Origin of the sequence: Novosphingobium endophyticum, assembly GCF_014640675.1 — a bacterium.
Classification (GTDB): Bacteria; Pseudomonadota; Alphaproteobacteria; order Sphingomonadales; family Sphingomonadaceae; genus Novosphingobium; species Novosphingobium endophyticum.
The window spans coordinates 93,824-118,914 of sequence record NZ_BMHK01000012.1 but is presented as its reverse complement, the minus strand read 5'-3'; the positions used below and the strand labels follow the sequence as shown (position 1 = coordinate 118,914).

Below are 25,091 nucleotides of genomic sequence, written 5' to 3'. Positions count from 1 at the left end.
GTGCTTCTCCCCCGCTCTGGTTCAGCGCGCTTCGAAAGTGATGGGCAGCGACTCGATAGTCCGCGTCGCGACAGTCGGGGTATAGCGAATCGCGTCCTCGGGAATGGCCAGCCTGATATTCTTCATCTGCCTGGCAATCTCGCGCGCGGCGACTTTCACTTCCATGCGCGCCAGGGCCAGGCCGATGCAGCGGTGCGGACCTCCGCCGAAAGCCACATGGCGGCCGAGGTTCGGGCGCGTGATGTCGAACTTGCGCGGCTCGGGGAACACGGTCTCGTCGTCGTTGCCCGAGCCATAGACCAGCAGCATGTGGGAATGGGCGGGAATGGTCGTGCCATTCACCGTGACCTCGCGTGTAGTCATGCGCGAGAGCGCGCGCACCGGCGGTTCGCTACGCAGATGCTCCTCTATGAAACGATTGAGTTGGCGCTCGTCGTCCGCCACGCTCTCCAGCAGTTCGGCCATGCCCGGCCTGGTCAGCACGTAAAATAGATTGCCTATCGCCGTTGCGGTGGTGTCATTGCCGGCTATCAGCGTCGCGCGCACAAGCGAAACGGCTTCTTCAAACGTCAGCCTCTCCTTGCTTCCGTCCTCATTGGTGACTTCGGCATGGACGAGATCGGAAATCATGTCCTCGCGCGGGTTCGCCTCACGCTCCTTCATCTTGGCGATAAGGTAGTTTTGCAATTCAGCGATTTGCGCGGCGTTCTCCAGCATAGTCTCCCGGCTCTGCATCGCGCCGATCTGCGCGGTGACCGCCACCGACCAACGCGAGATCCTGTCCTCCATGCCGTGATCGAGGCCGAGCTGCTCGACGATTACGCGGATGGTGAGCGGAACGGCGATATCCTTGACCGCGTCGCACCGACCCTCGCCTTTGGCAACGACATCGGCGATCACATCGCGCACGACTTCGGAGATTCGCGGCTCCAGTTCCTTTACGCGATGAGCGGTGAATGCCTGCTCCATCAGCTTGCGGATGCGCGTATGATACGGCGGGTCGGACATGATTGCGTCTGGAAAATACCCCCCGCCATGTTCGCGCAGGTAGGCCTCAAACTCCTCGCGCATGCCGCGCGCCTGCTGTTCCGAATACCCGTGTTTGACCGAGAATGTCACGGGATCGGATTGGATCTTGGAAATATCCTCGTGCCGGGTAACCAGCCAGGAACCGAGCTTCTCGTCGTAGTGGATCGGATCGCCATGGCGCATCGCACGATAAAAGGCGAGCGGGCGCGCCTGGATCTGCGTGTCGGAGAGCGTGCCTTCCGCGAGCAGCGTGCGCTCGTCCGGCGTCAGTTCGAGCCGCTCGCTGACGCGGTCCTCGGGAATCTGCGTTGCCATTTTGCCTGTCCTGTCATCCGGCCCTGCGCTCACATCCTGCCATGAAGGGATCGGGCGCGGGGCTACTCACTTCACAGGTCTTCATATGGACTTGCCGGCCCGCCCTCGCCATGCCCGCCTTCGAAGCCGCGCTTGCCCACGGGAGCAAAACGCGCCGGCGACACGCGCAGCCGGTTTAGACAGAAGAGGCCGGCGCGACGGAAACTTCGATGCCGTCCAGCTCCGGAGTCATCTTTATCTGGCAGCCCAGGCGGCTGTTATCCTTCATCACGTCCGCGACCATGTCGAGCATCGCAAATTCGATGTCATCGGGTTCGCCAACTTTCTCGAACCATTCCTCCGCGACATAGACATGGCAGGTGGCGCAGGCGCAGCCGCCGCCGCAATCGCCCATGATTCCGGCCACGCCATGCTGCTTGCCCAGCTCCATCAGGCTGACACCTTCCTCCACGTCCTCAAACGTCAGGGTCTGGCCCTCGATGTCGGTCATGATGACTTTCAGATTGCCCATTCGCGTGGCCGTCCTCTTGATGCGTTCGCTTGATTGATCTGGAGACTCCCATGCCCGAGGGCAAGGCGATCTGCAAAGAGCCAATGGGGCTCCTGCATTTGACTGGCGGAGCAAGACCGCAGTCGCGCCAGCCGCCAGGGGAAACCGGGGCTACGCAGCCAGTCATTTTTCTACAGGCCGGCGAGACCTAAGGTGCCAGACATGATGGGCCGGCCCGCTCGCCGGAAACGATAAGGAGATGACCCGTGGGCCGGACCCGGATCCAGAACGCCACGATATTCACGGCGACGGGCGCGGCCCCGTTCACCGGCGACGTCGTAGTCGAAGACAACCGGATCGTCTCGGTGGAAGCGGCCGCCCGCGGCGAAGCGCCTGCAACGGACGAGGTGATCGACGCCACCGGCATGTTCTGCATGCCCGGCATGACGGAAGGCCATGCGCACCTCTCGTTCGAGAATGTACTCGGCGCCGAAGATCTGATGGCACCGTCTCCCGAGACGCAGGCCTTTACCACCGCTCGCGGGGCCAAGGCTCTTCTCGAAGCGGGCTTTACCAGCGCCTATGGGGCATCGGAGGCCAAACTGCGCCTCGCCGTGGCGGTTCGCGAGGAGGTGAATGCCGGACGCCTGCCCGGCCCGCGCATCCGCGCCGGCGGTGTCGAAATTTCGGTGACCGGCGCCATGGGCGACGAAAGCCGGGAGCACAATCCGCGCAGCAGTCCGTCGACCATCGTCGACGGCGTAGAGGAAATGCGCAAGGCGGTCCGACTGCACTGTCGCGAGGGCGTGGACAACGTGAAGCTCGATGTGTCGGGCGATCCCTTCTACCCCAACACGCCCGGCCACACGACGCCCATGACCTTTGAGGAGGTCAAGGTCGCCGTCGAGACCGCCCATGCCTACCGACGCAAGGTCAACGCGCATTCGCGCTCGATCCATGGCAGCAAATCCTGCGTGCGAGCCGGGGTCGACGCACTGCTCCACTGCGAATACGCCGACGAGGAACTCCTCGACATGCTGACGGAAGCCAGGGACCGCATTTTCGTGGTGCCGACGGTCGGCCTGTTCGCGCAGATCATGGCGGGCGAAGCCACGGTTCACGGCATCTCGCCCGAAGTCGGCGGCTACATGAATATTCCGGACCTTCTCGAAAATTCGATCCGGACGCACACGGAACTGAGAAAGCGAGGGGTGCGTCACCTGATCGGCGGCGACTACGGCCTGGCCTGGAGCCCGCAGGGGACGCAGGGCCGCGACCTCAAGTTCTTCGTCGAATACTATGGCTACACGCCCGCCGAAGCGCTCGTCTGCGCCACCCGCAATGGCGGTCTCGCCATGGGTTACGACGGCGAACTGGGCACGCTGGAGGCCGGCAAACTCGCTGACCTGATACTCGTCGAAGGCGATCCCATCGCCGACATCTCCGTTCTTTCCGGGCCCGACAAGGTCGCGCTCGTGATGAAGGACGGGATCATCCAGAAGATTTCGGCGCCGCTGACGGCGCGACAGAACACCCCCGCCCGTGAAGCGGCGCAATAGGCAGGAGCCCACGCAGATGAAGGTCGAAACCGGCACGTTGAAACCCGGCGAGGCCCGGTGCCCGGCCGAAAGCACGCAGGACATCATCGCCCTGGACAGGGTGAAGGCGCCGTCATGGGCCGCCAGCGAAAACTACGAATATCTCGGCAGCGAGGACATCTCCAAAAGCCGCTATGTCGACCCCGAATTCGCGCGCGGCGAATTTAACCGAATGTGGTCCCGCACCTGGCAGATGGCCTGCCGCGAGGAGCACATTCCCGAAGTGGGCGACTATTACGTCTACGACATCGGGCAATATTCCTTCATCGTTACCCGCTGCGACGACGACGAGATTCGCGCCTACTTCAACGCGTGTCTGCATCGAGGCACAAAACTCAAGCCCTCCGGCACCGCCGGCTTCGCGATGAACCTCAAGTGCCCATTCCACGGCTGGACCTGGAAATTGGACGGCTCTCTGAAGGAAATCCCGGAAAAGTGGGACTTCGCGCATACAGAAGGCCGCAACATGTGCCTGCCCGAGGCCCGCGTCGCGAGGCTGGGCGGTTTCGTATGGATCAACATGGACGCCGATGCACCGAGCCTGGAAGACTATCTAGGCGAGGAAGCACTTTCCCACCTCAAGGCGTGGAAGCTGGAAGACCGCTATATCTATCTTCACGTCCAGAAGAGCTATCCGGCCAACTGGAAGCTGACCATGGAAGCCTTCATGGAAGCCTACCACGTCGGCGACACTCACCCCCAGGTCGCGCCTGCGAACGGCGACGTCAATTCGCAGTACGACGTTTACGGAAGCCACGTAAACCGCTTCATCTCGACGCTCGGCGTGGTCAGCCCCAAACTGCGCGACAAATATTCCGAAGCGGACATCATCGAAAATTTCACACTTGGCGATAGCTCTTCGCTCGGTGGCACCAAGCCCAAACTCAAGGAAGGCGAGCGCGCCCGGCAGGTCATGGCCGACATGTTCCGCGAGATGTTCGAGACGGCGACCAATGCCGACCTGAGGAACGTCTCGGACACCGAACTGCTCGACACCTACAGCTACACATTCTTCCCGAACCTGTTCCTGTTTCCCGGCATCTCCCTGCCGATGATTTACCGTTTCCGCCCCGATGCTCGGGATCATCGCCGCACGATCTTCGAAGTCATGTTCATGCGCCCCCGGCCCAGGGACGGCAGCGCAGTCGAGACGGCGGAGGTGCAGATCCTCGGCGATCACCAGTCGTTTGCCGAAGCTGAAGGCATGGACCCAGGATTTGGAATCATCCTCGATCAGGACACGGACAACCTCTTCGCCCAGCAGGAAGGCATCGAGGCGAGCGCCAAGCCGGGCCTCACGCTCGCCGACTATCAGGAAATCCGCATCCGCCACTTCGAGCAGGCCATTGACAGATACATGGCGATGGAACCCAAGCTGCCCGACATGAAAGAATTGCAACGCAAATGACTTTCTCTGGCCGCAAAGTCACGTGATGTTGACCGCCGGCGCATCTTCGGACAGCGGCGCGGGTTTCGCGCGCCTTGTCCTCCGCTGCTGATGGCCTTCGGGTCTTGGGGTGCGTCCCTTGGTCGCCCGCCAAAGAGAAAGCGGGAACCCCGTGTTTCCGGCCGGCGTGACGGGGGGCGGCGATCAGTAATTGTCAGTCCAGCCGCAGAAGTCCTGGCGCGGGAGGCCCTTAGCCATGACCGTGGTCTTTTCGGCGAAATGCAGCGTCCGCGAATGCGACCGGGTCAGGCGCTTCCACTCGGGGCGCTTGCCGGCGCTAGCGATCGGAGCGTTCGGGTCGCCCGCCATGGCCAGCGCAACCCAATAGTCCTGCATCCGCGCGCCGCCGCCCGCAGGCTTGGCATCGAAGACATAGGACACTTCGTAGGCATGGCGCGTCAGGCCGCCGTTTTCGCCAATATCGAACTCGTATCGCCACACCGGCCAGCCCTCGCGCGTCAGCAGCCCGGCCAACCGGTTGGCGGGGCAGTGGAACTGCGCGTCGGACTGCATGCGCAGTTCCAGATTGCCACGGCGCGGATCGGCGCCCTTCGTTTCCTCGGCGCGGTAGATGGCAAGCGCCTTGTCGCTATTGGCGCCAAACCAGAAGCGCGAAAAACCAGCCAGATCCACGCCACCCGGCCCCGGACCAAATTCGACCGTGTCGGTGCCGATGATGACCGGCTTGGGCGCGACGTTCTTCAGCAGGCGATCGGGCCTATCGGGCAGCACCGCGCCATCGATGGTCGTTCGCAGGAACAGGAAATCGTTCCCTTGCGATTCCGGTTCCGTCAACCGCGATTGCAGGTCGAACAGCGCCACGGGGGACAACGCCCGCAGCTTCGCTATATCCCCGCCGCTATCGGCCATCCTGTCAAGCTCGTCTCCGATCCTGAACCCGCCTTCAAGCGTGCGGAAGGACATGCCGAAACCGGGCGTGCCGCTCTGCAAGATCGCGGCCCTGAAGAGGCCCTGCGCCGAGGGCGCCGCCAGCAGCAGCGACACGTCCTGCGATCCGGCGCTCTCGCCGAAGATCGTCACTTGCGCCGGATCGCCGCCGAACCGGCCAATGTTGTCGCGCACCCAGCGCAGCGCCGCGATCTGATCCATCAGTCCGTAGTTGCCGCTTGTTCCGCCCTGCTGCTCGGCCAGCTGACGATGGGAAAGGAAGCCAAGGATGCCCAGCCGATATTGCACGGAAACGACCACGATCCCGTGCCGGACCATCTGCGATTCCACCGGCCCGAGGGCGGAACCGGCACGGTTGCTGCCACCGTGAATCCAGACCATGACCGGACGCTTGCCTGTCAGCGAGGGAGTCCGCACGTTAAGCGTCAGGCAGTCCTCGCTGGCATACAGCCAGTCCGCCCGGTTCCAGCTCTCATCATTCTGCAGACAAGCGGGCGGGCGCGGGGTCGCGTCGCGTATTCCTTGCCAGGGCACCACCGGCCGGGGCGGGGACCAACGCAGTTTGCCGAGCGGGGGCGCCGCGAACGGAATGCCCTCGAAGACGAGCGAGTCGCCGCGTTCCGCGCCGCGAATCGTGCCGCCGGGGACCGTCACGACTGCGGCGTTCGAGTTGCCCTGCCCGCTCGCGCTGGCACTCGAGCCGCAAGTCAGTGCGGCAGCGGCAACCATGGCTGCAACGATTGCACCCCAGGAACCTCGCCTTTTCATCGTACTTCCCTCCCCATTTCTCGGTACTTTCCATTCCTTGTTGCTGTTAACCGTCACGCCGCCTTAAGGAAACATGCTTTATTTAATGTGAGAAATGATTATAGCTCGCTCCCACCGGGCCCGACAGGTCGTGCAGTGAAAGAGGATCGAACGTGAGGCTTGACCGGCGAACCATACTGGCGGCGCTTGGCACAACCGGATTTATTGCGGCCACTGGCTGCGGGGCTGTTCGGCAGCAAGGCAAAAGCCCGTTCGTGCGCCGCAGCGGAATCGGTTTCCGGCGCGGCGGTGGACCTTATCGCTTCACCGGTGCCAATGCCTGGTACCTGCCCTATCTCGGTTCGGACGCCGTTTTTGGCAACCGGGGCCGCTTGATCCGCGAACTCGACCGCCTCCAGAAGCTGGGTGTGCACAACGTGCGCATTCTGGCAGGAGCTGAGGAAGGCCCGCTCAAGGCCAGCATTAAGCCCGGCTTTGTCAACCGCGACGGCAAGGTCAACGAACAGCTCCTGGTCGGTCTGGACTTCACCATGGCCGAGCTCGCCAAGCGCGACATGACCGCCGTTCTCTACTTCACGAACAACTGGGAATGGTCCGGCGGCATGATGACGCGGCTGTGGTACGAAACCGGCCGGTACATCGACATGAACGACCCGGCCCATGCCTGGCCGGCCTTCCCGGACGCGGGCAGCGCGTTCTATGCGAACCCGCAGGCAACGGCGTGCTTCTTCTCGTACGTGCGAACGCTCGTCACGCGTACCAACACGATCACCGGCACGCGCTACGTCGACGATCCCTCGCTGATGGCCTGGCAGTTGTGCAACGAGCCTCGCCCCGGTGTCAGCCCGGATGTCATGGAGAAGGTCCTGCCTTCCTATTACAAGTGGATCGACGATTCCGCAGCCCTGATCCGCAGCCTTGACCCCAACCATCTCGTCTCTCTCGGCATGGAGGGCACAATCGCCACCAACGGACGTACCGACATCGTAGAGCGCGCCCACCAGAATATCGACTACATGACCGCGCATATCTGGCCGCTCAACTGGGAATGGGTCGATGGCAAGAACCTGGCCGGAACCTGGGATTCCGGCAAGAGCAAGGTGGAAGCCTATATCAATACCCACGTCGAGCTTGCCAACAAGGTCGGCAAGCCGCTGGTAATCGAAGAATTCGGCTTTCCGCGCGACGGCGAACTCTACGATCCATCGGCCCCGACCACTTTTCGCGAACGATTCTACGAACTCATCTACAGAGCGGCGGAGGCCAGTCTGACTTCGGACGGCCCGATCCAGGGCACCAATTTCTGGGCCTGGAACGGCGAGGCGCGCGCCGAACATCCCGACCACCGGTTCCGTGACGGAGACCTCTCCTACATGGGCGATCCCCCCCACGAACCGCAGGGCTGGTATGGCAACTTCGATACCGACGCCGAAATGATCGATGCAATCCGCAGGCACGCGACGCACTTCACGACTTCCGCCTGACTCATGCCCGGGTCAGGTTCAACCGGGTGCCACACCCCTCCCAACGCCACACCCGGTTGGCACCCTGGAGCCGCTTAACAACCAAGAGGCGGCTCCAGGGCGGGAAAACCGCAAGATAACAGAGCCCAACGGAACTACCGTCGGGTCGCGGCAGGGGCGTCCACTTTCACGGTGGGCGCCCCTGTTCCCTTTTTACTTCCTCGTGATCGGCAGTTCGAAGGCCGGCGGCGTGAGCGGACGGGAATCGTACAGATTGACCACCGGACTATTGGCCCACGCGTAGCGCACGCGCGTGGCCGTGCCTTGCGCATCGGGCAGGACCACGCTGTCGCCCTCTGCCTTTCCTGCAACAAAGCGGCAGGTCGATTGCTCTGTGCCGCAGAGTTCGAAGCCCAGCGGCGAATTCCCGCTCCACGCCGCCAATGTGCCCTGCACGCCGCTGAACGTCACACGCACCTCCCCGTCTTCGCGCACGGCGGAACGGGGTTGTGGCAAGGGCTCGCCAACGGCGGCGGCGGCAAGCCGGCGGCCGACCTCCTGCTTGTTGGCGGGGTGGATGTCGGTACGCTCGCCGATGTCGATGGCGGTAACCAGCGCGGCGTTGCTGTCCGCCGCCACGGCCTCGCGCTGCGCCTCGCGCAGTTCCGCCATTGCCGAAGCGGTCGGCGCCGGCTGCGGCGCCCCGAAGTTGGCGAGCTGCACGACCAGCATCCGGGTATCCCCGCCGAACTGCCGCCGCCAGCCCGCGAACAGCGCCTTGAGCCGCTGCACATAGCCCAGCCTGCCGACATCGCTTTCGCCCTGATACCAGGCCACGCCCTTGAGCGCATAGTGACCGATCGGTGCGATCATCGCATTCGCCATCACACCGATGCCGGCCTGGCGGTCCCACGGCGAACGCGGCGGAAAAGCCTTGACCGGGGAGATGCTGTAACGCCAGCCGCTTTCCAGCGCCACGCGGTCGCCATTGCCTGCCGTGAGCGCAAGGCGTGCGATGTCGCCAACCAGGCCACCGTCGCCCCAGCCGCTCGATACCGCGATGATCACCTCGTTCCTGCCCGGCTGCAACACGCCAGCGGGAATGCGGTAGTCCCGGTCCTGATCCGGGCCATAAGTGTTGCCGACCGGATGGCCGTTGACCCAGGTCATGTCCAGGTCATCGACCTTGCCCAGCGAGAGCGTGGTCTCGCCTCTGGCTTCCGCTGCGGTGAGCTCAACCGTGCGCCGCAGCCAGACCGTGCCGACGGGATTGGTCTCGAGCGGGGTGCCCGCCCAATGATTCCATGGCGACATCCTGGGAACGGCAAGCCAGTCGATGCCGTCGGGATCGGCCCAGGGGCGCTTGCCCCCGCTTTCCTTGCGATACCAGTCTTCCCAGCGCGGTGCGAACTGCGCGACGGCTCCGACGGGGTCGATGGCGAAGCGGTGAAGCAGGGCCATTTCGGCGTCGCCATAGAGGGCCCGGCCACCCTCCGCCGTCAGCCAGGGCCGGCTGGCCGATCCGCCCCAGCTCGCATGGATCGTGCCGATCGGAATGCCCAGGCGGCGGCGCAGATCCTTGGCCATGTAATAGCAGACGGCCGAAAAGTGGGGCAAAGTCTCCGGGGTTGTGGCCTGCCAGGCGACCGCTCCCCCGAAGTGATCGAGCGGGCGGTCGCTGACGGCCTTGGGAATGGTCACCATCCGCAGGCCATCATCGTACGCGGCATGAATCTGGTTCCAGGCGTCGAGCCCATTACGCACCGCATGCTCCATGTTCGACTGGCCTGAACACAGGTAGACATCGCCCACCACCAGCCTTTCGAAGCGGGCCGCCTCGCCGACCTTGCCCGAAACCGTGAGCGTAAGGGGCCGGTCGCTGGCCTCGCGCGCGGGGAACCGCACGGAGAAACGGCCTGCCTTGTCCGCCTTTGCCGCCGCGCTGACATCATCCAGCGTCACAGTGACGTTCTCGCCCGCGTCGGCCTTGCCTTCGATCACGATCCGGCGGTCGCGCTGGATCACCGCACGATCGCCCCAGATGGGGCCAAGCGAAGGCGCTGCCAGTGCGGGCACGGCACAACTTGTGGACAGGCCCACCAGCACGGCCTTTACCAGTCTGGCGTGCATCGCATTTCCTTTCTGCGTCCCATAAAAACGCACCCTCGTTCTCATTGCCCCGCCATCACCGGGTCGCCGTAGAGCAGCCCGCGTCCGTCGGTGCCGAGATAGACCCGGCCGAACCGCTTGGGATCGCCGGAAATCACGCGGAAACGCAGGCCCCACTGCTGATCGTCGCTGTTGATTCTCGTCCAGTTCCTGCCGCCGTCGAGTGATCGCCAGATCGCCCTGACTCCGTCAAGCTCGCCCGTGGCGTACACCGCCGCCACATCGCGACCCGGTGCGGGGCGGCCAAGCCCGAACAGTTCGACCTTCAGTCCGCCGCCGGACGGCGCCCAGCTCTCCCCGCCATCGGTGGAGTGATAGAGCGTCTCGCCCACCTGGAACCACAAGTGCCCTGCCGCCACACTGGAAGCCACGAGCTTGTAGGGCTGTTCGCGCCACCAGATGCTTCCGCCGCCCAGTCCGTCCGGAAGCCCTTTGCCGGCAACCGGTGCAAAGGTGCGTGCGCCGTCGCGGGAAGCCAGGATGCGATTGCCCTCGAAATCCACGGAGTAGAAACGCTCGGGATCGACCTTGTCCGCCACCGGACGCGCTCCGAGGTCGAGCCCCTGCGCCTGCGCCCAGGTCTTGCCGCCGTCGCGGGCAATCAGCGGAACCGGAATGCAGGCGATTACCGTCTCGCCATCCGCGCCTACGACGGCCGCCGCTTCGCCTTCAAGATCATAGCGTCGTCCGACTGCCTGATCGGGGGTGCGGATCGCCGGAACGCGGAGGGGCCGCCACGTCCGCCCGCCGTCAACCGAGAGGCCAATCGTCGCATTCTCGCCATGCAGCAGACGGCTGCCACTGCGAACCAGCACTTCCGGCCGCTGCCCCGCGAAATCGAGCGTGTTGGTGTTGGCCAGCGCAGGATTGAAGAACGTCGGCTGCGGCGAACGATCGAGTTCGGCATGCACGAAGCCCGAGATATCGCCCAGCCCGGTAATCACCGGCACTCCCGCCGTAGGACTGGCGAGCGAGATGACCACCGTCTCCTCTATCCCCTGTGTCCAGGGCCGCCACGAAATCGTGCCCGACGATGCCAGGGTATCGGTGCGGTAGATTGTCGCACCGGTCGCATAGGTCAGCACGCCGGGATCGAAGGGATCGAAGGCCAGCGCGCTAATCCAGTGGCCAAAGTCGGCCTCATTGCCCGGAACCGCGAGGAATGGTGTGGCGCTGACATCCCGCCGGCTGTGCTTGTCCAGATCGTCCCAGTGCGCCCCGCCATCGCGTGAAAACCACACGGTATCGCCCGGACGCCAGCGATCGATCGTGCCAACCGCCACCGTGCCCGACCGGTCGGGCACAACCGAAAGCCCCATGACGCCGCCACTGCCCAAACCTTGCGGCGTGATGTCGCGCCCCGCGGCGCGGTTGTCTAAGCGCCAGAGCGCCCCGGCCGAAATGCCGTTGGGCCCGATCGCATCGGCATAAGCAACGTACAGCGTTCCTGCCGCGTCAATCGCTCCCCTGACCGCCAGCAGCCCCGATGGCGCGCCCGCCACGCCGCGCCAGGTTTCGCCGCCATCCTCCGACAGAAACAGATGCGTTGCCCCCGGATCGGCAAGCCCGGCCCAGATCCGCCGCGCTCCCTTGCCGGGACTGCCGCTGGCCGGATCGGGCAAAACGAAAGCGATGCCTCCGTGGGTCTCGCCCCTCCCCGGCCGGCCCAGGCCCTGCACGGGAAAACGGGAAACCTTTCGCCAGTTCGCCCCCGAATCGTCGCTGCGCCACAGGCCGTCGTGGCGCGATCCGAAGAACAGTGTGGAGGTCCGGTTGGGATCAATGGCGAGCCGCTCGCCCAGCCCGCGCCCAGGCTCGTTCCCGCCCATCGCGAAAGGCACCGGCACGACGCGCCAATGGGCGCCGCGATCTGCGGAACGCCAGATCGCGGCCGGTTGATCCGACGAGATGCCGGTCGCGAGATAGACGACGTCCGGATCATGCGGATCGGCCGCGATGCTTTCCACGCCCATATAGCTGGACACGGCATTGCCATCCTGCAGCGGGATCCAGCGCCCTGCCCGCACGTCCCAGCGATAGGCGCCGCCGATATCGGTCCGGACATAGGCAAGGCCGCGCTCGGCCTGGCTCATGACAATGCCGGGCACGTAGCCACCTCCGCCAATCACGGCGTTGTGCCAGACATATCCGGAAGCCTGGCCCGCGGCTTGGGCCAGAGCGGCCTGCGACACCGGAGATGCGAGGCCCAAGGCGAACAACAGCCCGGCTCCTGCCCCCAGAATCCGCTGCGTTCTCCAAGGGAAATTGCTACCCCGCACAGTTCCTGCTCCTGCATGGCGTCCTTTGACCACCGCTCGTTTTGCCCGCCTTTAATCGCGATCACCCGTTGGTGCACAGACGTCAGGCGCGACCCTTGTGTATTCATGCTCCGTTTTGCGTGACCGCAATGTCCGCTTCAATCGCGACTTATCACCCAATCGGTAGGCCAAGCCCCATGTGCCGCGCGATGGGCACTCACAAGCGCGCCATAGATGCCCGCCCTGCTCCCCATGCCGGGCCGGGTGATGTAGTTCCGCGCGTCGCGCATCGAGGCTTCGCGGTCATAACCGGCGATGACCTGGGGATAGCGCTGGGCCACACGTTCAACGATGCCGGGATATTCCATCACCCCGCCGCCCAGGACGATCCGCTCGGGCCGCAACGAATATGTCAGGTTCGCGCATATCGTGGCGACATATTCAGCCTCGATTTCCCACCCCGGGTGATCCGCCGGCAGTTCCTCGGCCGGCCTTCCCCAGCGCGCATGCATCGCGTGGCCGGAGGCGAGGCCCTCGGCGCAATCGCCATGGAACGGGCAAATGCCCGCAAAGTCCACGTCCAAGCGCGCCCGGCGTAAAAGCATGTGTCCGGCTTCCAGGTGGTTGTTTCCGCCGAAGGGCACACCGTTGACGATCGCGCCGACGCCGACGCCGGTACCGATCGTAACGTAGCACAGACTGTCCAGCCCTCGGCCCGCGCCGAACAGCATCTCAGCAATCGCTGCACAGTTGACATCGGTATCCAGCGCCAGCGGGACACCCAGCGACTGGCGCAGTGGAGTCAACAGGTCCATCCCGCTCCAACCGGGCTTGCTCGTCGCTGTGATCGTACCGAAATCGACCGCCACAGGGTTGAGTGAAAGCGGCCCGAAACTGCCTACGCCAAGCGCACTCAACCGCCCCCGACGCCGCTGCGCTTCGTGAAAGAAGGATATGACCGCCATCATGGTGGCTTCGGCATCGTCGCCGGTGGGAATGCGAACATGCTCCAGGATCACTCCTCGGGCATCGGCGACAGCACAGACGATTTTCGTGCCGCCAGCCTCGATGCCGCCAAGAAGCTCACCGTTCACATCGTCAATCCGAAGGGGGCCTGGCACAGTTTGCTCCTTGCGTGGATCCGGGCGTCGTGACCCACGGTGTTTGTGGGGCAAGGTGAAATTTCGCCCCTTGCATTTCCCCCGGCCTGACAAGGGCCAGGGCACCGTCTCCGACAATGGAAACGGCGCCCCGATCTTGCCGAACGTGATGTCCGCGCGATCAGAAATTGCCGCGCAGAATGAACGAGAACCTGCGGTCGTTCATGAAGTAGGAACGCGGAGCCAACTTGCCCGGATCGCCGGTATAGGCCTGACTCGTCCTGGTCACTTCATTGAGCAGGTTCACGCCCTGAACGCCGATCTTGATCTGCTTCGTGATGTTCACGAAAGCCGAGGCATCAAGCTGTCCGGTCGGCTCGTTGAAGATCGCGAAGTGCGGGAAGACCACGTCCGACGCGGTCAACAGGAACCGCGAGCGCCAGTTGTAGGCCGCCCGAAGCGAGATCGGTCCCTTCTCATAGAACGCGGCCACGTTGATATTGTGCTTGGAAAGCTGCTCCAGCGGCAAATTGCCGGGCGGAACCGTCGATTCCTGAGCGAGTCCGGAACCGTTGAGGAATGAGTTGGGCAACCCCTTGCTGGAAATGTAGGTGTAGTTGGCATTGACGCCAAAGCCACTGAGCAGCCCCGGCAGGAAATCGAACGTGTGCTGATAGGCAACTTCGAACCCCTTGATCTTGCCGTGACCCGAATAGTTTTCAGGCCCCCGTACGATGACGGATTGCGTTACGCCGTTGCTTTCGATGTCAACCCGCCGGACGTTCTGGTAGAAGAAGTTCTTCACGTCCTTGTAGAACACGTCAAATGTCAGCGAACCGACGCGCGCGAAATACCATTCGGCGGTAAGGTCGAACTGCCAGGCAGTGGCTGGCTTCAGATAGGGATTGCCTGCCGTCGCCGAGAGCGCCGACTCTGCAAGGCCAATTGTCAGGAAGTTGCGAATGTAGTCATTCTGCGGCCGGGTCAGAACCTTCGATGCCGCAAAGCGTATGATCAGGTCGTTCGTAAGCCCGAACTTCAGGTTCAGGCTCGGCAACAGATAACTATATGAATTTCTTGCACGATCGAAGCGGTCTGAACCAGTGCCGGCCCACGTCTGCAAGGCATTGTACGCTGCCTCATCAAGAGTGCAGACGCCGCCCTGCCTCACCAGAACAATGCTTCCATCCGGCCTTCTCACTTCCTCAAGCCCGCAACGATCCGAGTAAGAAGTCAAGACCTGCTGGTCTTCCTCGATCGTCGCCAGGTTCAGTGCTTGCGCGGTGGGAACGTTGACGCTTCCGTCCGACACCACGTTGGTATGGACATAACGCACACCGATGTTGCCCGACATGCGCACGGTGCCGATATCGGATCCGAAACGGGTCATGACGTAGGCGTTGAAGTCGCGCTGGGTTACCGGCTGAATCTCGGACGGCAGGAACCCGTCGGCGTTGACACCCGGGCGCGCGTAAGACGACGTCCACGTAGGCTGGCCCCCTACCGCTCGCGACTCCGCCTGGACCCTGGAGGCGAAATCGACGAGACCCGAATAGTCGGAAATCATGTCTCCGTTGTAGTACCACCCGCCGGCCGGTCCCGAAGTCTGGCCGCGGAAGAAATTCGGAAAGCTGTCGAAGGATACGGAATCGCCGCCAACCGTTGCCACCGAGATGGGATGGGCGCCAGACCAGGTCTCGCTCAGCATGCCCCAGTTGTAGCTGGCATAGCGGACAACCTGGCTGCGATCCGCGTAACGGGCACCGACCTTCATCTCTTTGAGGAAGGAGCCTTCGTCAAACTGGTAGCTCAGATCCGCGCGAGCCGCGTATTCGCTGCCGGTCGAATGCTCGTGATGGTCCATCACCGCGCGCCAGAACTGCGTATTCGGGCTCTGGAAGTATTCGGCATCGCTCATCGCGGCCAGTTCAGGATTGAGATTGAGCGGCTGAGCCCAATCATAGAACAGCGCGTTCGGCTTGTGCGGCGTAATGACCGGCAGGCTTCCCGTCAGGTCAAGCTCTTCATCCGCGAAGTGGCCGCCGATCAGGCTGATGTCCGTGTTGTTCCTGACCGACTTCGTATAGTCGAAATCCAGATCGAGGTGCCAATGATCGTCAAAGTCGATCTTTCCGTTCAGGCCGAAGTCCTGATTGGTGACCTCTTCGAAGACCTGCCGGCTTGCAACGTTCTGCTGCATTCCCCCCAAAGGCACCCAAATCGAATCAAACGGACTGCCGCGCCAAGCCCCCCCGGGATTGGTGATATACCCGCTCTGGAATAGCCCCCCATCATCGTAGGTGTAATTTGTGAAGCCGCCGACCGGGCAATTCGCCTGGGTCGAAGTGCCGGCACCGGAGAGGTTCGTTTGACAACCAACCGGATAGGTATTGTATTCAGAGAGGTCAGAGCCGGATTCGAACGTGTGCTCTTTCCAGGCATTCGTCGAATGCGAACGCAGGTACTGCGCGGTGAATACGGCCGCACGATCAGCCGTCTCGAACTGCCCCGCCAATGCCACACCGTCGCGCTTGCGGTCGAAATTCTGCCTGCGAAACTGCCCACCAAGCGGCGCGTAGCGCGTGCTCGCGAAGTCAGCATTGCCATCGGCGCCGGCAGCAGCAGCCTCATAGCATGCATCGCCCGGTTTCGCCGCAAAGCCGCCCGTACCGTAAGCGACCGGCGATGGTGTGCCGAAGTCATCCGAATCCGAGGGCAGCGGATTGCGACACACGATGCTGCCATTACCGGACAGCGTATAAGAGCCATCGCGGGTCTGGTAGTTGGTGACCTGCAGACCATCCGCACGGCTGCGGATGCGCGAATAGGAAACGTCGGCGAGCAGGCCGAAGGTGCCGGCGCCGGTTTCCCAGGTGTCGCTGATCAGGATCGAACCGGTCGGCGTCCACTTCTTTGCCATGTCGCCATAGTTGGCCTGCATATCCATACCCATGTGGAAGCCCTTGTTATCGAAGGGCTTGCGGGTATTGAGGTTGACCGTCCCCGCCAGGCCGCCTTCAATCATGTCGGCAGTAGCGTTCTTGTAGACTTCAACCGAGCCCAGCAGTTCCGCAGGCACGTCGGCAAAGCCGATCCCCTGGCCATAGCCGCCGGCGGCAAAGGCATCGCGGCCGTTGAATTCCGAGCGAACGAAGTTCAACCCGCGAACCACGACGCCCGAACCTTCGACCGAGAAATGGTCGGGATCGCCCGCACTGGCAAAGCGATTGATCGAGACGCCCGGAACGCGCTGCAGCGCCTCGGTCACGGAGCGATCGGGCAGAGCGCCGATATCCGACGCGGTAATAGCGTCGACCACGGTATCCGAATTCTTCTTGATCGCCTGGGCATTCGCCAGGCTTGCGCGAATGCCGGTCACGACGATCGCGTCGACCGCTTCCACCGATGCCGTATCAGCACCGGCGCCCGCGTCGCTGGCGGCATCCTGCGCCCAGGCGGGACCGGCGGTCATCAACGCACAGACTGCAAAAGTGGACACGCCTGTCCTAAGGCCACGACGCGAAACGATGGCACGCGAATCAGCGCAAAGCCCCTGAGCCCCCACAAACTCCCCCTTTTTCAAAATGCGCCTCACCGCTCGAGGTCGCGACATTAACGAAACTATTTTTTGTTAATTGAATGCCGCGCGATTGGCAAGACCGCATTCCCGCGGCAAAAAGCATCGTAAGAACAAGTGTTGCAGGATCGCTACAGGGGGACGGGCCTTTTGAGAATCAAGGAGTTAAAGCGCATCGTAATCGTTGGCGGCGGCACTGCGGGATGGATGGCGGCGGCCGCGTTCTCCCGATTCCTCAACAATGGAGAGCGATCGATCGTCCTGGTCGAATCGGAACAGATCGGCACGGTCGGTGTCGGTGAAGCGACGATTCCCCCGATTTTGAATTTCAACGCGATGCTTGGGCTTGGCGAGAACGAGTTCCTGCGCGCCACACAGGGGACCTTCAAGCTGGGAATCGAATTCGTGAACTGGGGGCGGCAAGGCGATCACTACTTCCACCCTTTTGGCGAGTTCGGCACTGATCTTCAGGGCATCAGTTTCCATCAGCTCTGGCTCCGCGAGCTTGCGCGCGGTGCCGCCTCCGGGCCGATCTCCGCTTACTCGATGGCGGCAACGGCCGCCTTGCAAGGCCGTTTCGCACGCCCCTCGCCATCGGCCCGCCCTGCCCTGCGCAGCCTGCGCTATGCCTTTCATTTCGATGCGTCGCTCTATGCACGCTACTTGCGCGCCTATGCCGAGAACCACGGCGTGCGGCGGCAGGAAGGGCGGATCGTGCATGTGCACCGGCGCGGTGAAGACGGCTTCGTCGGATCCGTCGAACTCGAAGGCGGCATGCGCATTGAAGGCGAACTGTTCATCGATTGCTCCGGCTTCGGAGGATTGCTGATCGAAAGGACCCTGCAGACCGGCTATGAAGACTGGAGCCACTGGCTGCCGATGGATGGCGCATGGGCCGTCCCTACCGCCAATGTCGCGTCCCCTGAGCCGTACACCCGTTCCACCGCGCACGGAGCGGGCTGGCAGTGGCGCATCCCGCTGCAGCACCGCACCGGCAATGGCCACGTTTTCGCCAGCCGCTACACCGATGCCGACGCGGCCCGGCAAGTGCTGCTCGACAATCTTGAAAGCGAGCCCCTTTCCGAACCGCGCCTGCTTCGTTTCACCACCGGGCGGCGCAAGCAGGCTTGGAATTTCAACGTCGTGGCGCCCGGTCTGGCCTCTGGTTTTCTGGAACCGCTGAAATCAACCAGTATCCATCTCGTCCAGAACGGCATCGCCCGCCTTTTCGCACTGTTCCCGGACCGCAGTTTCAACCCGCTCGAACGCGACGAATATAACCGGGGCATGCGCGAAGCCTACGAAGACGTGCGCGATTTCATCATCCTGCACTACAAGGCAACGCAGCGCACCGACACCGAATTCTGGCGCGCGATGGGGGCCATGGATATCCCCGAAACGCTGGCGAAGCGCATCGAACTGTTCATGACTCGCGGGCGCATCTTCCGCGAGAATGCCGAGCTCTTCAACACGCCAAGCTGGGTTGCGGTCATGCTCGGGCAGAACATGCTGCCGCGCGGCTATGACACGCTGGCGGATTCGCTCGATGAAACGAAAGTGGCGCAGGCGCTGGCGCAGATGCGGCAGGACTATGCCACGGCAGCCGAAATCCTGCCTGGCCAGGAGGAGTTTCTCCGAAAGGCCGGCGCCTGGGCGGAAAGCGACCCGCTGTTTGCTTCCGCCCCCGCACCGTGAGAAGCCAACCGGGTCGCTCAGGCCCGGAAACAACGTCATGGAGGCGGCGGTTGCCGGCGAAGTGCCGGGCGTGGAAGCACCGTGCGGCAATGCTCGGCTACGCCGAACAGTCGAGCTTCGGCCGTGCGTTCAAGCGCTGGACCGACATTACACCTCAACAGTTCCGCGAGGGACAAAGGGCCTGCCGCGTGAACTGAGGCGTCTTTGCGCCTCGTCCCGGTCATGCCCGCCGGCGGCCATGGCGCACCGGCGCACACATGTCCGCGATATTCAGACGGTTACGCCGTCTGCTGCCAGCCGCGCGCGTTCCGAAGGACTGATTCCCAGGATATCGCCCAGCACATAGTCGTTGTCCTCGCCCAGACGCGGCGATCCCCGCATCAGTCTGGCAGGCTCGGTCATGTACCAGGATGGCCCCATGATCGGCCGTTGTTCGCCCTTGACGTCGAGCACGGAATGAAAATAGCCGCTGCCCCACAGGTCCGGATCGGCCACCAGGTCGATCGTGTTCAGACTCTTTGCGGCTGCGATGCCTTCGGACTGAAGAGACGTCACAAGTTCCGAGGCATCCCGGGATCGGGTCCATTCTTCCACGATCCGCTCCAGCTCGCCCAGGTTGCGCTGGCGTGAAGGCAGGTCCGCGAAGCGAGAATCGCCGACAAGCGCATCGCCGCCGATGAGGCGGGCAAGGCTCTTCCACGCTTGGTCGGAGTTCACCGCAATGCTGATCCATTCGCCGTTCCGGCTGGGGTAAGCTCCGTGCGGGGCCATCTCCGCGTGACGGTTCCCATCGCATGGCGTGGCGCTGCCATTGACCGCATGTGCCATGATCGTGTCACCGATCATGGTGCTGAGCGCTTCCACGGCGGACACATCGATAAACTGGCCCTCGCCCGTCCTGCGCTTGTGACGAAGCGCGGTCACGGCTGCGAATGCGGCGCAAGTGCCCGTCGTCGAGTCGCCATACCGGATGTTCATCCCCTGGGGCGTCTCTCCCTCGTAACCGACCATTGCGCTGACACCGCCCAATGCCGCGAAACATGGCGCATATCCGCTCTGATACGCGAGCGGCCCGTCATTGCCGTACATGCCGATGGATACGTAGACCAACCCCGGATTGACCTTGCGAACCTCTTCGTATCCAAGCCCCGCGCGCTTGATTGCTCCCGGACGCAGGTTCTCGATAAAGACATCGGCCGAGGCGAGAAGCTTGAGCATCAACTCTCGTCCTTCGGGCGTGCGGGTATCAAGCTGAACGCTCAGCTTCTGGGGGTTAACGGCCTGATACCCCGGAGCGTTGTCGATATCCTCACTGAACCAACGCGAGGAATCCAGCGCGCTGCGGCTTTCGACGCGGATCACTTCGGCACCGAGAAAAGCCAGCAGTTTGCCGGTGTAAGGCCCCGCCCAGACCTTGGTCAGTTCCACAACGCGCACCCCCTGCAGCGGGCCACCGCGCGCGCGCATGGTCTGCGCGGGCATCGTCGTCGTCATGCCTGGCCTCCCAGTTCCGAAACCACGGCCTGAGTATCGCCGCCCAGCAACGGAGCGGGCTGCGATGGCATCGGCGGCGTGGCCGACATACGATACGGTACCGTGGGATACAAAGCCTCTCCGAGCACCGGATGCTCAAGGCGATGGAAATACTCGCGGAACCTGTACTGCGGAGAGGCCATCAGATCCTCGGGATTGTTGACCGGGACAATCATGACGCCGCGCTTCTGGGCTTCCTCCGACACAGCGTGCTTGTCCTGCGTCGCCAGCCATTCGCTGAGGTGCCGGCGAGTGCGATTCACACGATCAGTCGTGCAGGCGAGCTGCAGCCAGTTGGGAGGAAAATCCTCGTCCATCCACGGGGCATCACCGATCATCCGCCGCAATTCGCACCACATCGTTTCATCGGACAGCCAGACGTAGACGAAGCCGTCGCGGCACGGAAGGACAGCGGCAGGGCCGCCCAGGTCCAACGCGGTATGCGCCTCGCTTACATCCATGTCGCCAATGATCATTTGGCCGAGCACGTAGTCGAGCCGCGAGTAGAGGACACGGTGCGCCGAAACGTCGATGAAGCGCCCGGGGCCGCCGGCTTCGCGGTCCATAAGCGCGGCCGTCATGCACAGCGCCGCGTCGAAGGCCGCCTCGTAGGACGCAAGGAATCGGCCAGCGCCCTTGAGCGGCGTTCGCCCTCGCGCATTCCCGCTGGGCGTGTGATAGCCCCACCCGCTGGCATGAAAGACATTCAGGTCTTCGGCATGGCGCTGCGTTTCACCAGCGTCCTGTCCGAACGGCGTGATCGAGCAAAGAACGAGGCCGGGATGGCTCTCCGGGATACCCGCAGGGTCAATCCCATACCGCGCCAGCCAGCCCGGCTCGTGATCGTCCACCACCGCATCGGCCCGAAGCAGAAGCTTCTCCAGAACCGAACGCCCGGCCTCCGTCTCCAGATCGAGTACGACCGACCGTTTGCTTGTATTTGCATACGCGAACAGCGCACTGTTTTCCGGCGCTTCGCCGCGCCCGAAGGGCGACAAGCGCCGAACCGGGCTCCCGCAGGGTCGCTCAATCTTGATGACCTCAGCGCCGAAGTCCGAAAGCAGCTTGCCGCAGAATTCGCCTGCGACGCCCTCTGCCAGTTCCACGATGCGCAGGCCGGCCAATGCCGACGGGTTCGTACTCGTCATCTCTCTACGGCCTCCACTGTATCATCGTTCGCCAAGGCGTTCTGGCCCACAAGCGATCCACCGAGCCTCTCGTCATAGTAATCCAGCCAGCGCGTAAGCGGTGTCCCCCACTCAGCGTGGGGATCGACCATAGGCGCGCCATTTTCCACGTACGCACGCCGCCGCACAGGCGTCTCCACTGAAGCGGCCTCCAATCCCTCGCTGATCGCTATTGCGCCACCCGACCGCGCCGTGCTGCCACCGAGCTTGTCAATTTTCTCGAGAATGAGAACTGACTTGTCCGCATCGCTTCCAACCACGACAAAGTCGAACCCGCACCCAAAGTCGGCCATCACGATCCCAACGCGCTCGCCGGCGGAGACTCAATCTCAGACATTCTAGACCGGAGCGACCAGGGCATTCAATTATAAAAATCTTCATTCATATATTAGAATTGACTCAAAGCCTGAACGGTGGGATTGCTGTGAATATACTTGCCTTGATGCACCGGGCACGCCACGTGGCGTCGCTCGCCGCAGCAAATCATCTGAAGAACGGTCCAGCGATGCAGGAACAGGAAACCACCGCTGACAAGTCCGGGACAAAAGTGAATTCTGTCGTAAAGGCAATCGGCATATTGCGCCACCTGGCTCAAACGCAATTGCCGGAGGGGGTAAATGCAATTGCGCGCCAGGTCGGCATCAACCCGAGTTCATGCTTCAACATCCTGAAGACCCTCGCGTCTGAGGAATTCGTCCGTTTCGACAAGGAAACGAAGACCTATTCGCTTGGCGTGGGCGTTATCGACCTGGCGGTTTCGGCGCTTGACCCGGACGCCGGTTTCCAGCGCACACGCCCTATCCTCGAACGGCTGGCGCGTGAGCATGGGGTGACCTGCGGATTATGGCGCAAGCAGGAAGATCGCCTGATCCTGCTCGGTACTGCCGAAAGCGAGAGCTTCGCCCGCATCCGCTTTACGCCGGGAAACCGTCTGCCGATGTATATCGGCGCGATGGGACGCTGCTTCATCGCCCGCGCGGGTATGGGAGAGGCAGAGATCGACAAGACAATCGCGTCTCTCAAATGGGCCTCGGCCCCGCCCCTCAGCCGCTATCTCGGCGAAGTTCGCCGCGCGGCTGTCGCAGGCTATGCAGTCGATGACGGGGACTTCCTGCAAGGCATTACATCCGTGGCCACGCCCCTGATCAGTCGGGAAGGCTCCATCACGCATTGCATTGCAGCCACGACTTTCAAAGGTCACCTCGATACGGCCGGGTTGAAACGGCTTGGAGAAGCCGTGAAAAAGGCGAGCGAGAAGGCAACACCGCTGCTATGGAGCGTTCGTTAAACGCCTACCTCCCAGGCTCGTGCCGGAACTGCGGCGTGGCAACGAAATTTCGCGTTCTATCGAGAGAGATCTCAGGATTTGCCCACCTTTCGGCATGATGTTCGCTGTGGCGATGCAACGGCAGATAGGGGGAAGCGGACGACCCCGGCCGGAGAAGCACAAGAGGAAAATGATGGCGATGCAACTGGATAACTATCGGCTGCTCGGGCGCTCCGGCCTGCGCGTTTCGCCACTGGCCCTGGGAACCATGACCTTCGCCGCCGATGGCTGGGGCAGCAGCGACGAAGAAGCCGCCCAGATGGTCGATACCTACCTCGACAAAGGCGGGAACTTCATCGACACGGCCAATTACTACGGCGGCATGGGAGGGTCGGAGACGCTGCTCGGCAAGTTGCTGCGGGACCGGCGCGACCAGGTGGTGATTTCGACCAAGTATTCACTGACGATGCAGCCGGGCAATCCCAATGCCAGCGGCAATCACCGCCGCAACATGGTCCGCTCCGTGGAAGACAGCCTGCGACGGCTCGGTACCGACTATATCGACCTCTACTACCTGCACATGTGGGACTTCCGCACCCCGGCAGACGAGATCCTGCGAGCCTTCGACGATCTGGTGCGTGCCGGCAAAATTCTCTACATCGGCATTTCAGACACGCCCGCGTGGCAGATCGCGCGCATGCAGATGATGGCCGAATTGCGCGGATGGAGCCAGTTCTGCGCGCTGCAGGTATCCTACTCGCTCATTGAGCGCACCGTCGAGCGCGAACTGATCCCCATGGCGCATGAAATCGGCCTCGGTGTCTGCCCCTGGTCGCCCCTTGGCGGCGGGGTGCTGTCGGGCAAATACACCGATGCCGACCTTGCCGGCGATGCCGGCCCCATAACCTCGCGCAAGGCGATCAACGTCCTCACTGGCCGGCTTTCAGACCGAAGCCTGACCATCGCGCGTGTGGTCGCTGAGGTCGCGACAGAACTGGGCCGGACTTCACCGCAAGTTGCCCTCGCATGGACACTTCGCGACCGCGCGATCGTCTCTCCCGTGCTCGGTGCGCGTACACCGGCGCAACTGGAAGACAACCTTGGCGCCCTGGGCGTCGAATTCACCGCCGATCAGATTGAGCGCCTGGATGCGGTGAGCGCCGTGCCGCTGGGCTTTCCGCACGAAATGCTCGCAGCGCCGACCAACGCCGCGGCATTCGGCAACGTGACGATTGAGAAGCGCTGAAACGGTCGGTGGGATGCGGAGCGTCCTGCCGGCATCGGCTCACTTGCGCATGGTAGCCAGTCGTTCAAGGAATTCGGGTCCGTGCCCCTCGCTGCGGTGCAGTTCCCAGGCCAGCCCCTGTTTCAACGGCATGCCGTCCGTATCCAGCAGCAGCTTCTTGATCGCCCGGTTTGATCGGGCACTGTTCTTGAGAATGCCCGCGCAAAACTCGCGGGCACAAGCGTCCAGTTCGTTGTCGGGCACACACAGGTTCGCAAGCCCGATCCGTTCGGCCTCTGCTCCGTCGCACTTGCGGCCGGTGAACATGAGCTCCTTTGCCTTGTAGGCGCCGATCCGCCGGGGCAGGCGCTGCGTAAGACCCCAGATCGGGACGAGATCCCACTTGCTGTGGGTATCGGCGAAGTGCGCGCCTTCAGCCGCGATGATGACATCGGCGGCAAGCACCAGTTCCAGGCCGCCGGTCATGCAGTGCCCCTGCACCGCGGCGACAACCGGCACCGGCAGCGTGGCAATCTTTTCCACGACTGCATTGGCGAAGCGCTCCGCTTCATAGGATTCGTTGGCGGCGAGATCATCCAGGTCGTGCCCGGCGCAGAAGCTGCGCCCGTTTGCGCGCAACAGCACGCAAGCCGCGCTATCGAGACTTTCGTTCAGATGCCGGTCGAGCTGGCGGAACATCGCAAAATTGAGGGCATTGAGCTTTTCGGGACGATTGAGACTGAGGACATGCACGCCATCGTCAATCTCACAAATGACGTTTTCGCCGTCCATAGAGCAATCCTCCCTGCGCGCTGCCACGCTATTGCACCTGCCGGAAAGCGGCTGGCACCGTTGCCGCCTACGGCGCGGACCCTAGTCCGGTCGCGCCGACAATTCAACCAGCGCGATGGATATTTCGATATATGAATGATCCTTCCAGCCCAGCCCGTGAAAGGAATTCCGTGCGAGGATCAAGGCATACCCGGATCATGACCTGCGACGGAACGGACGCGTCCGGGTTTTGCTTGAAACATGAGCGGATCCTGCGGAGGTCGGGTTTC

At 62.9% G+C, this 25,091-nt stretch carries 18 protein-coding genes; 7 read left to right on the top strand and 11 right to left on the bottom strand.

Annotated features, from left to right (window positions below; all coding sequences use genetic code 11):
- Nucleotides 1–21: 21 nt before the first annotated feature.
- Together IEX32_RS10770 and IEX32_RS10765 are read right to left on the bottom strand one after the other, a co-directional pair.
- The gene (locus IEX32_RS10770) at nucleotides 22–1,344 is read right to left on the bottom strand and encodes a cytochrome P450 (protein WP_188771304.1); all 1,323 of its coding nucleotides are present in this window, start codon (nucleotides 1,342–1,344) and stop codon (nucleotides 22–24) included.
- A gap of 175 nt (nucleotides 1,345–1,519) precedes the next feature.
- A complete protein-coding gene (locus IEX32_RS10765; RefSeq protein WP_188771302.1) occupies nucleotides 1,520–1,855 on the bottom strand; it encodes a 2Fe-2S iron-sulfur cluster-binding protein in 336 nt (111 codons plus the stop codon).
- A 245-nt stretch (nucleotides 1,856–2,100) separates the two neighbouring features.
- Between IEX32_RS10765 and IEX32_RS10760 the strand changes: the two genes are divergently transcribed.
- Together IEX32_RS10760 and IEX32_RS10755 are read left to right on the top strand one after the other, a co-directional pair.
- Nucleotides 2,101–3,393, top strand: a complete 1,293-nt coding sequence (locus tag IEX32_RS10760; protein WP_188771300.1) for an amidohydrolase family protein — start codon at nucleotides 2,101–2,103, stop codon at nucleotides 3,391–3,393.
- 16 nt (nucleotides 3,394–3,409) lie between these two features.
- Entirely contained in the window at nucleotides 3,410–4,840 is a 1,431-nt protein-coding gene (locus IEX32_RS10755) for an aromatic ring-hydroxylating oxygenase subunit alpha (RefSeq protein WP_188771298.1), read from the top strand.
- Nucleotides 4,841–5,023: 183 nt separating this feature from the next.
- On the opposite strand, the gene IEX32_RS10750 is transcribed toward IEX32_RS10755, so the two are convergent.
- Nucleotides 5,024–6,556 carry a carboxylesterase/lipase family protein gene (locus IEX32_RS10750; protein ID WP_188771297.1) on the bottom strand — a complete coding sequence of 511 codons (1,533 nt, stop codon included), beginning with the start codon at nucleotides 6,554–6,556 and terminating at the stop codon, nucleotides 5,024–5,026.
- Between the two features lie 254 nt (nucleotides 6,557–6,810).
- Between IEX32_RS10750 and IEX32_RS10745 the strand changes: the two genes are divergently transcribed.
- Entirely contained in the window at nucleotides 6,811–8,040 is a 1,230-nt protein-coding gene (locus tag IEX32_RS10745) for a glycoside hydrolase 5 family protein (protein WP_188771294.1), read from the top strand.
- A gap of 192 nt (nucleotides 8,041–8,232) precedes the next feature.
- On the opposite strand, the gene IEX32_RS10740 is transcribed toward IEX32_RS10745, so the two are convergent.
- The 4 genes from IEX32_RS10740 to IEX32_RS10725 form a co-directional block, all read right to left on the bottom strand.
- Nucleotides 8,233–10,149 carry a sialate O-acetylesterase gene (locus IEX32_RS10740; protein WP_229736318.1) on the bottom strand — a complete coding sequence of 639 codons (1,917 nt, stop codon included), beginning with the start codon at nucleotides 10,147–10,149 and terminating at the stop codon, nucleotides 8,233–8,235.
- 41 nt (nucleotides 10,150–10,190) lie between these two features.
- A complete protein-coding gene (locus tag IEX32_RS10735; protein WP_229736317.1) occupies nucleotides 10,191–12,407 on the bottom strand; it encodes a beta propeller repeat protein in 2,217 nt (738 codons plus the stop codon).
- Nucleotides 12,408–12,604: 197 nt separating this feature from the next.
- Nucleotides 12,605–13,567, bottom strand: coding sequence for an ROK family protein (locus IEX32_RS10730; protein WP_188771292.1), 963 nt, complete (start codon nucleotides 13,565–13,567; stop codon nucleotides 12,605–12,607).
- 160 nt (nucleotides 13,568–13,727) lie between these two features.
- Nucleotides 13,728–17,045 (bottom strand): TonB-dependent receptor, encoded by a 3,318-nt coding sequence (locus IEX32_RS10725; RefSeq protein WP_229736316.1) that lies wholly within the window; start codon nucleotides 17,043–17,045, stop codon nucleotides 13,728–13,730.
- A gap of 228 nt (nucleotides 17,046–17,273) precedes the next feature.
- Here IEX32_RS10725 and IEX32_RS10720 point away from each other — a divergent pair, with 228 nt between their 5' ends.
- Nucleotides 17,274–18,818 (top strand): tryptophan halogenase family protein, encoded by a 1,545-nt coding sequence (locus tag IEX32_RS10720; RefSeq protein ID WP_268236735.1) that lies wholly within the window; start codon nucleotides 17,274–17,276, stop codon nucleotides 18,816–18,818.
- 50 nt (nucleotides 18,819–18,868) lie between these two features.
- Nucleotides 18,869–19,015, top strand: coding sequence for a helix-turn-helix domain-containing protein (locus IEX32_RS20670; RefSeq protein ID WP_229736315.1), 147 nt, complete (start codon nucleotides 18,869–18,871; stop codon nucleotides 19,013–19,015).
- Nucleotides 19,016–19,088: 73 nt separating this feature from the next.
- On the opposite strand, the gene IEX32_RS10715 is transcribed toward IEX32_RS20670, so the two are convergent.
- The 3 genes from IEX32_RS10715 to IEX32_RS10705 are packed head-to-tail and all read right to left on the bottom strand — an operon-like array spanning nucleotide 19,089 to nucleotide 21,831.
- Entirely contained in the window at nucleotides 19,089–20,312 is a 1,224-nt protein-coding gene (locus IEX32_RS10715) for a CaiB/BaiF CoA transferase family protein (RefSeq protein WP_229736314.1), read from the bottom strand.
- Entirely contained in the window at nucleotides 20,309–21,499 is a 1,191-nt protein-coding gene (locus IEX32_RS10710; protein ID WP_188771288.1) for a CaiB/BaiF CoA transferase family protein, read from the bottom strand. Before IEX32_RS10710 ends, IEX32_RS10715 begins: the two co-directional genes overlap by 4 nt.
- A complete protein-coding gene (locus tag IEX32_RS10705; RefSeq protein ID WP_188771286.1) occupies nucleotides 21,496–21,831 on the bottom strand; it encodes a hypothetical protein in 336 nt (111 codons plus the stop codon). Before IEX32_RS10705 ends, IEX32_RS10710 begins: the two co-directional genes overlap by 4 nt.
- A gap of 167 nt (nucleotides 21,832–21,998) precedes the next feature.
- Between IEX32_RS10705 and IEX32_RS10700 the strand changes: the two genes are divergently transcribed.
- Together IEX32_RS10700 and IEX32_RS10695 are read left to right on the top strand one after the other, a co-directional pair.
- Entirely contained in the window at nucleotides 21,999–22,826 is an 828-nt protein-coding gene (locus IEX32_RS10700) for an IclR family transcriptional regulator (protein ID WP_188771284.1), read from the top strand.
- 172 nt (nucleotides 22,827–22,998) lie between these two features.
- Nucleotides 22,999–24,051: an aldo/keto reductase gene (locus IEX32_RS10695; protein ID WP_188771282.1), complete on the top strand. Its 1,053-nt coding sequence runs from the start codon at nucleotides 22,999–23,001 to the stop codon at nucleotides 24,049–24,051.
- A gap of 39 nt (nucleotides 24,052–24,090) precedes the next feature.
- Here IEX32_RS10695 and IEX32_RS10690 read toward each other — a convergent pair whose 3' ends face one another.
- Nucleotides 24,091–24,822 (bottom strand): enoyl-CoA hydratase/isomerase family protein, encoded by a 732-nt coding sequence (locus IEX32_RS10690; protein WP_188771280.1) that lies wholly within the window; start codon nucleotides 24,820–24,822, stop codon nucleotides 24,091–24,093.
- Nucleotides 24,823–25,091: the final 269 nt, after the last annotated feature.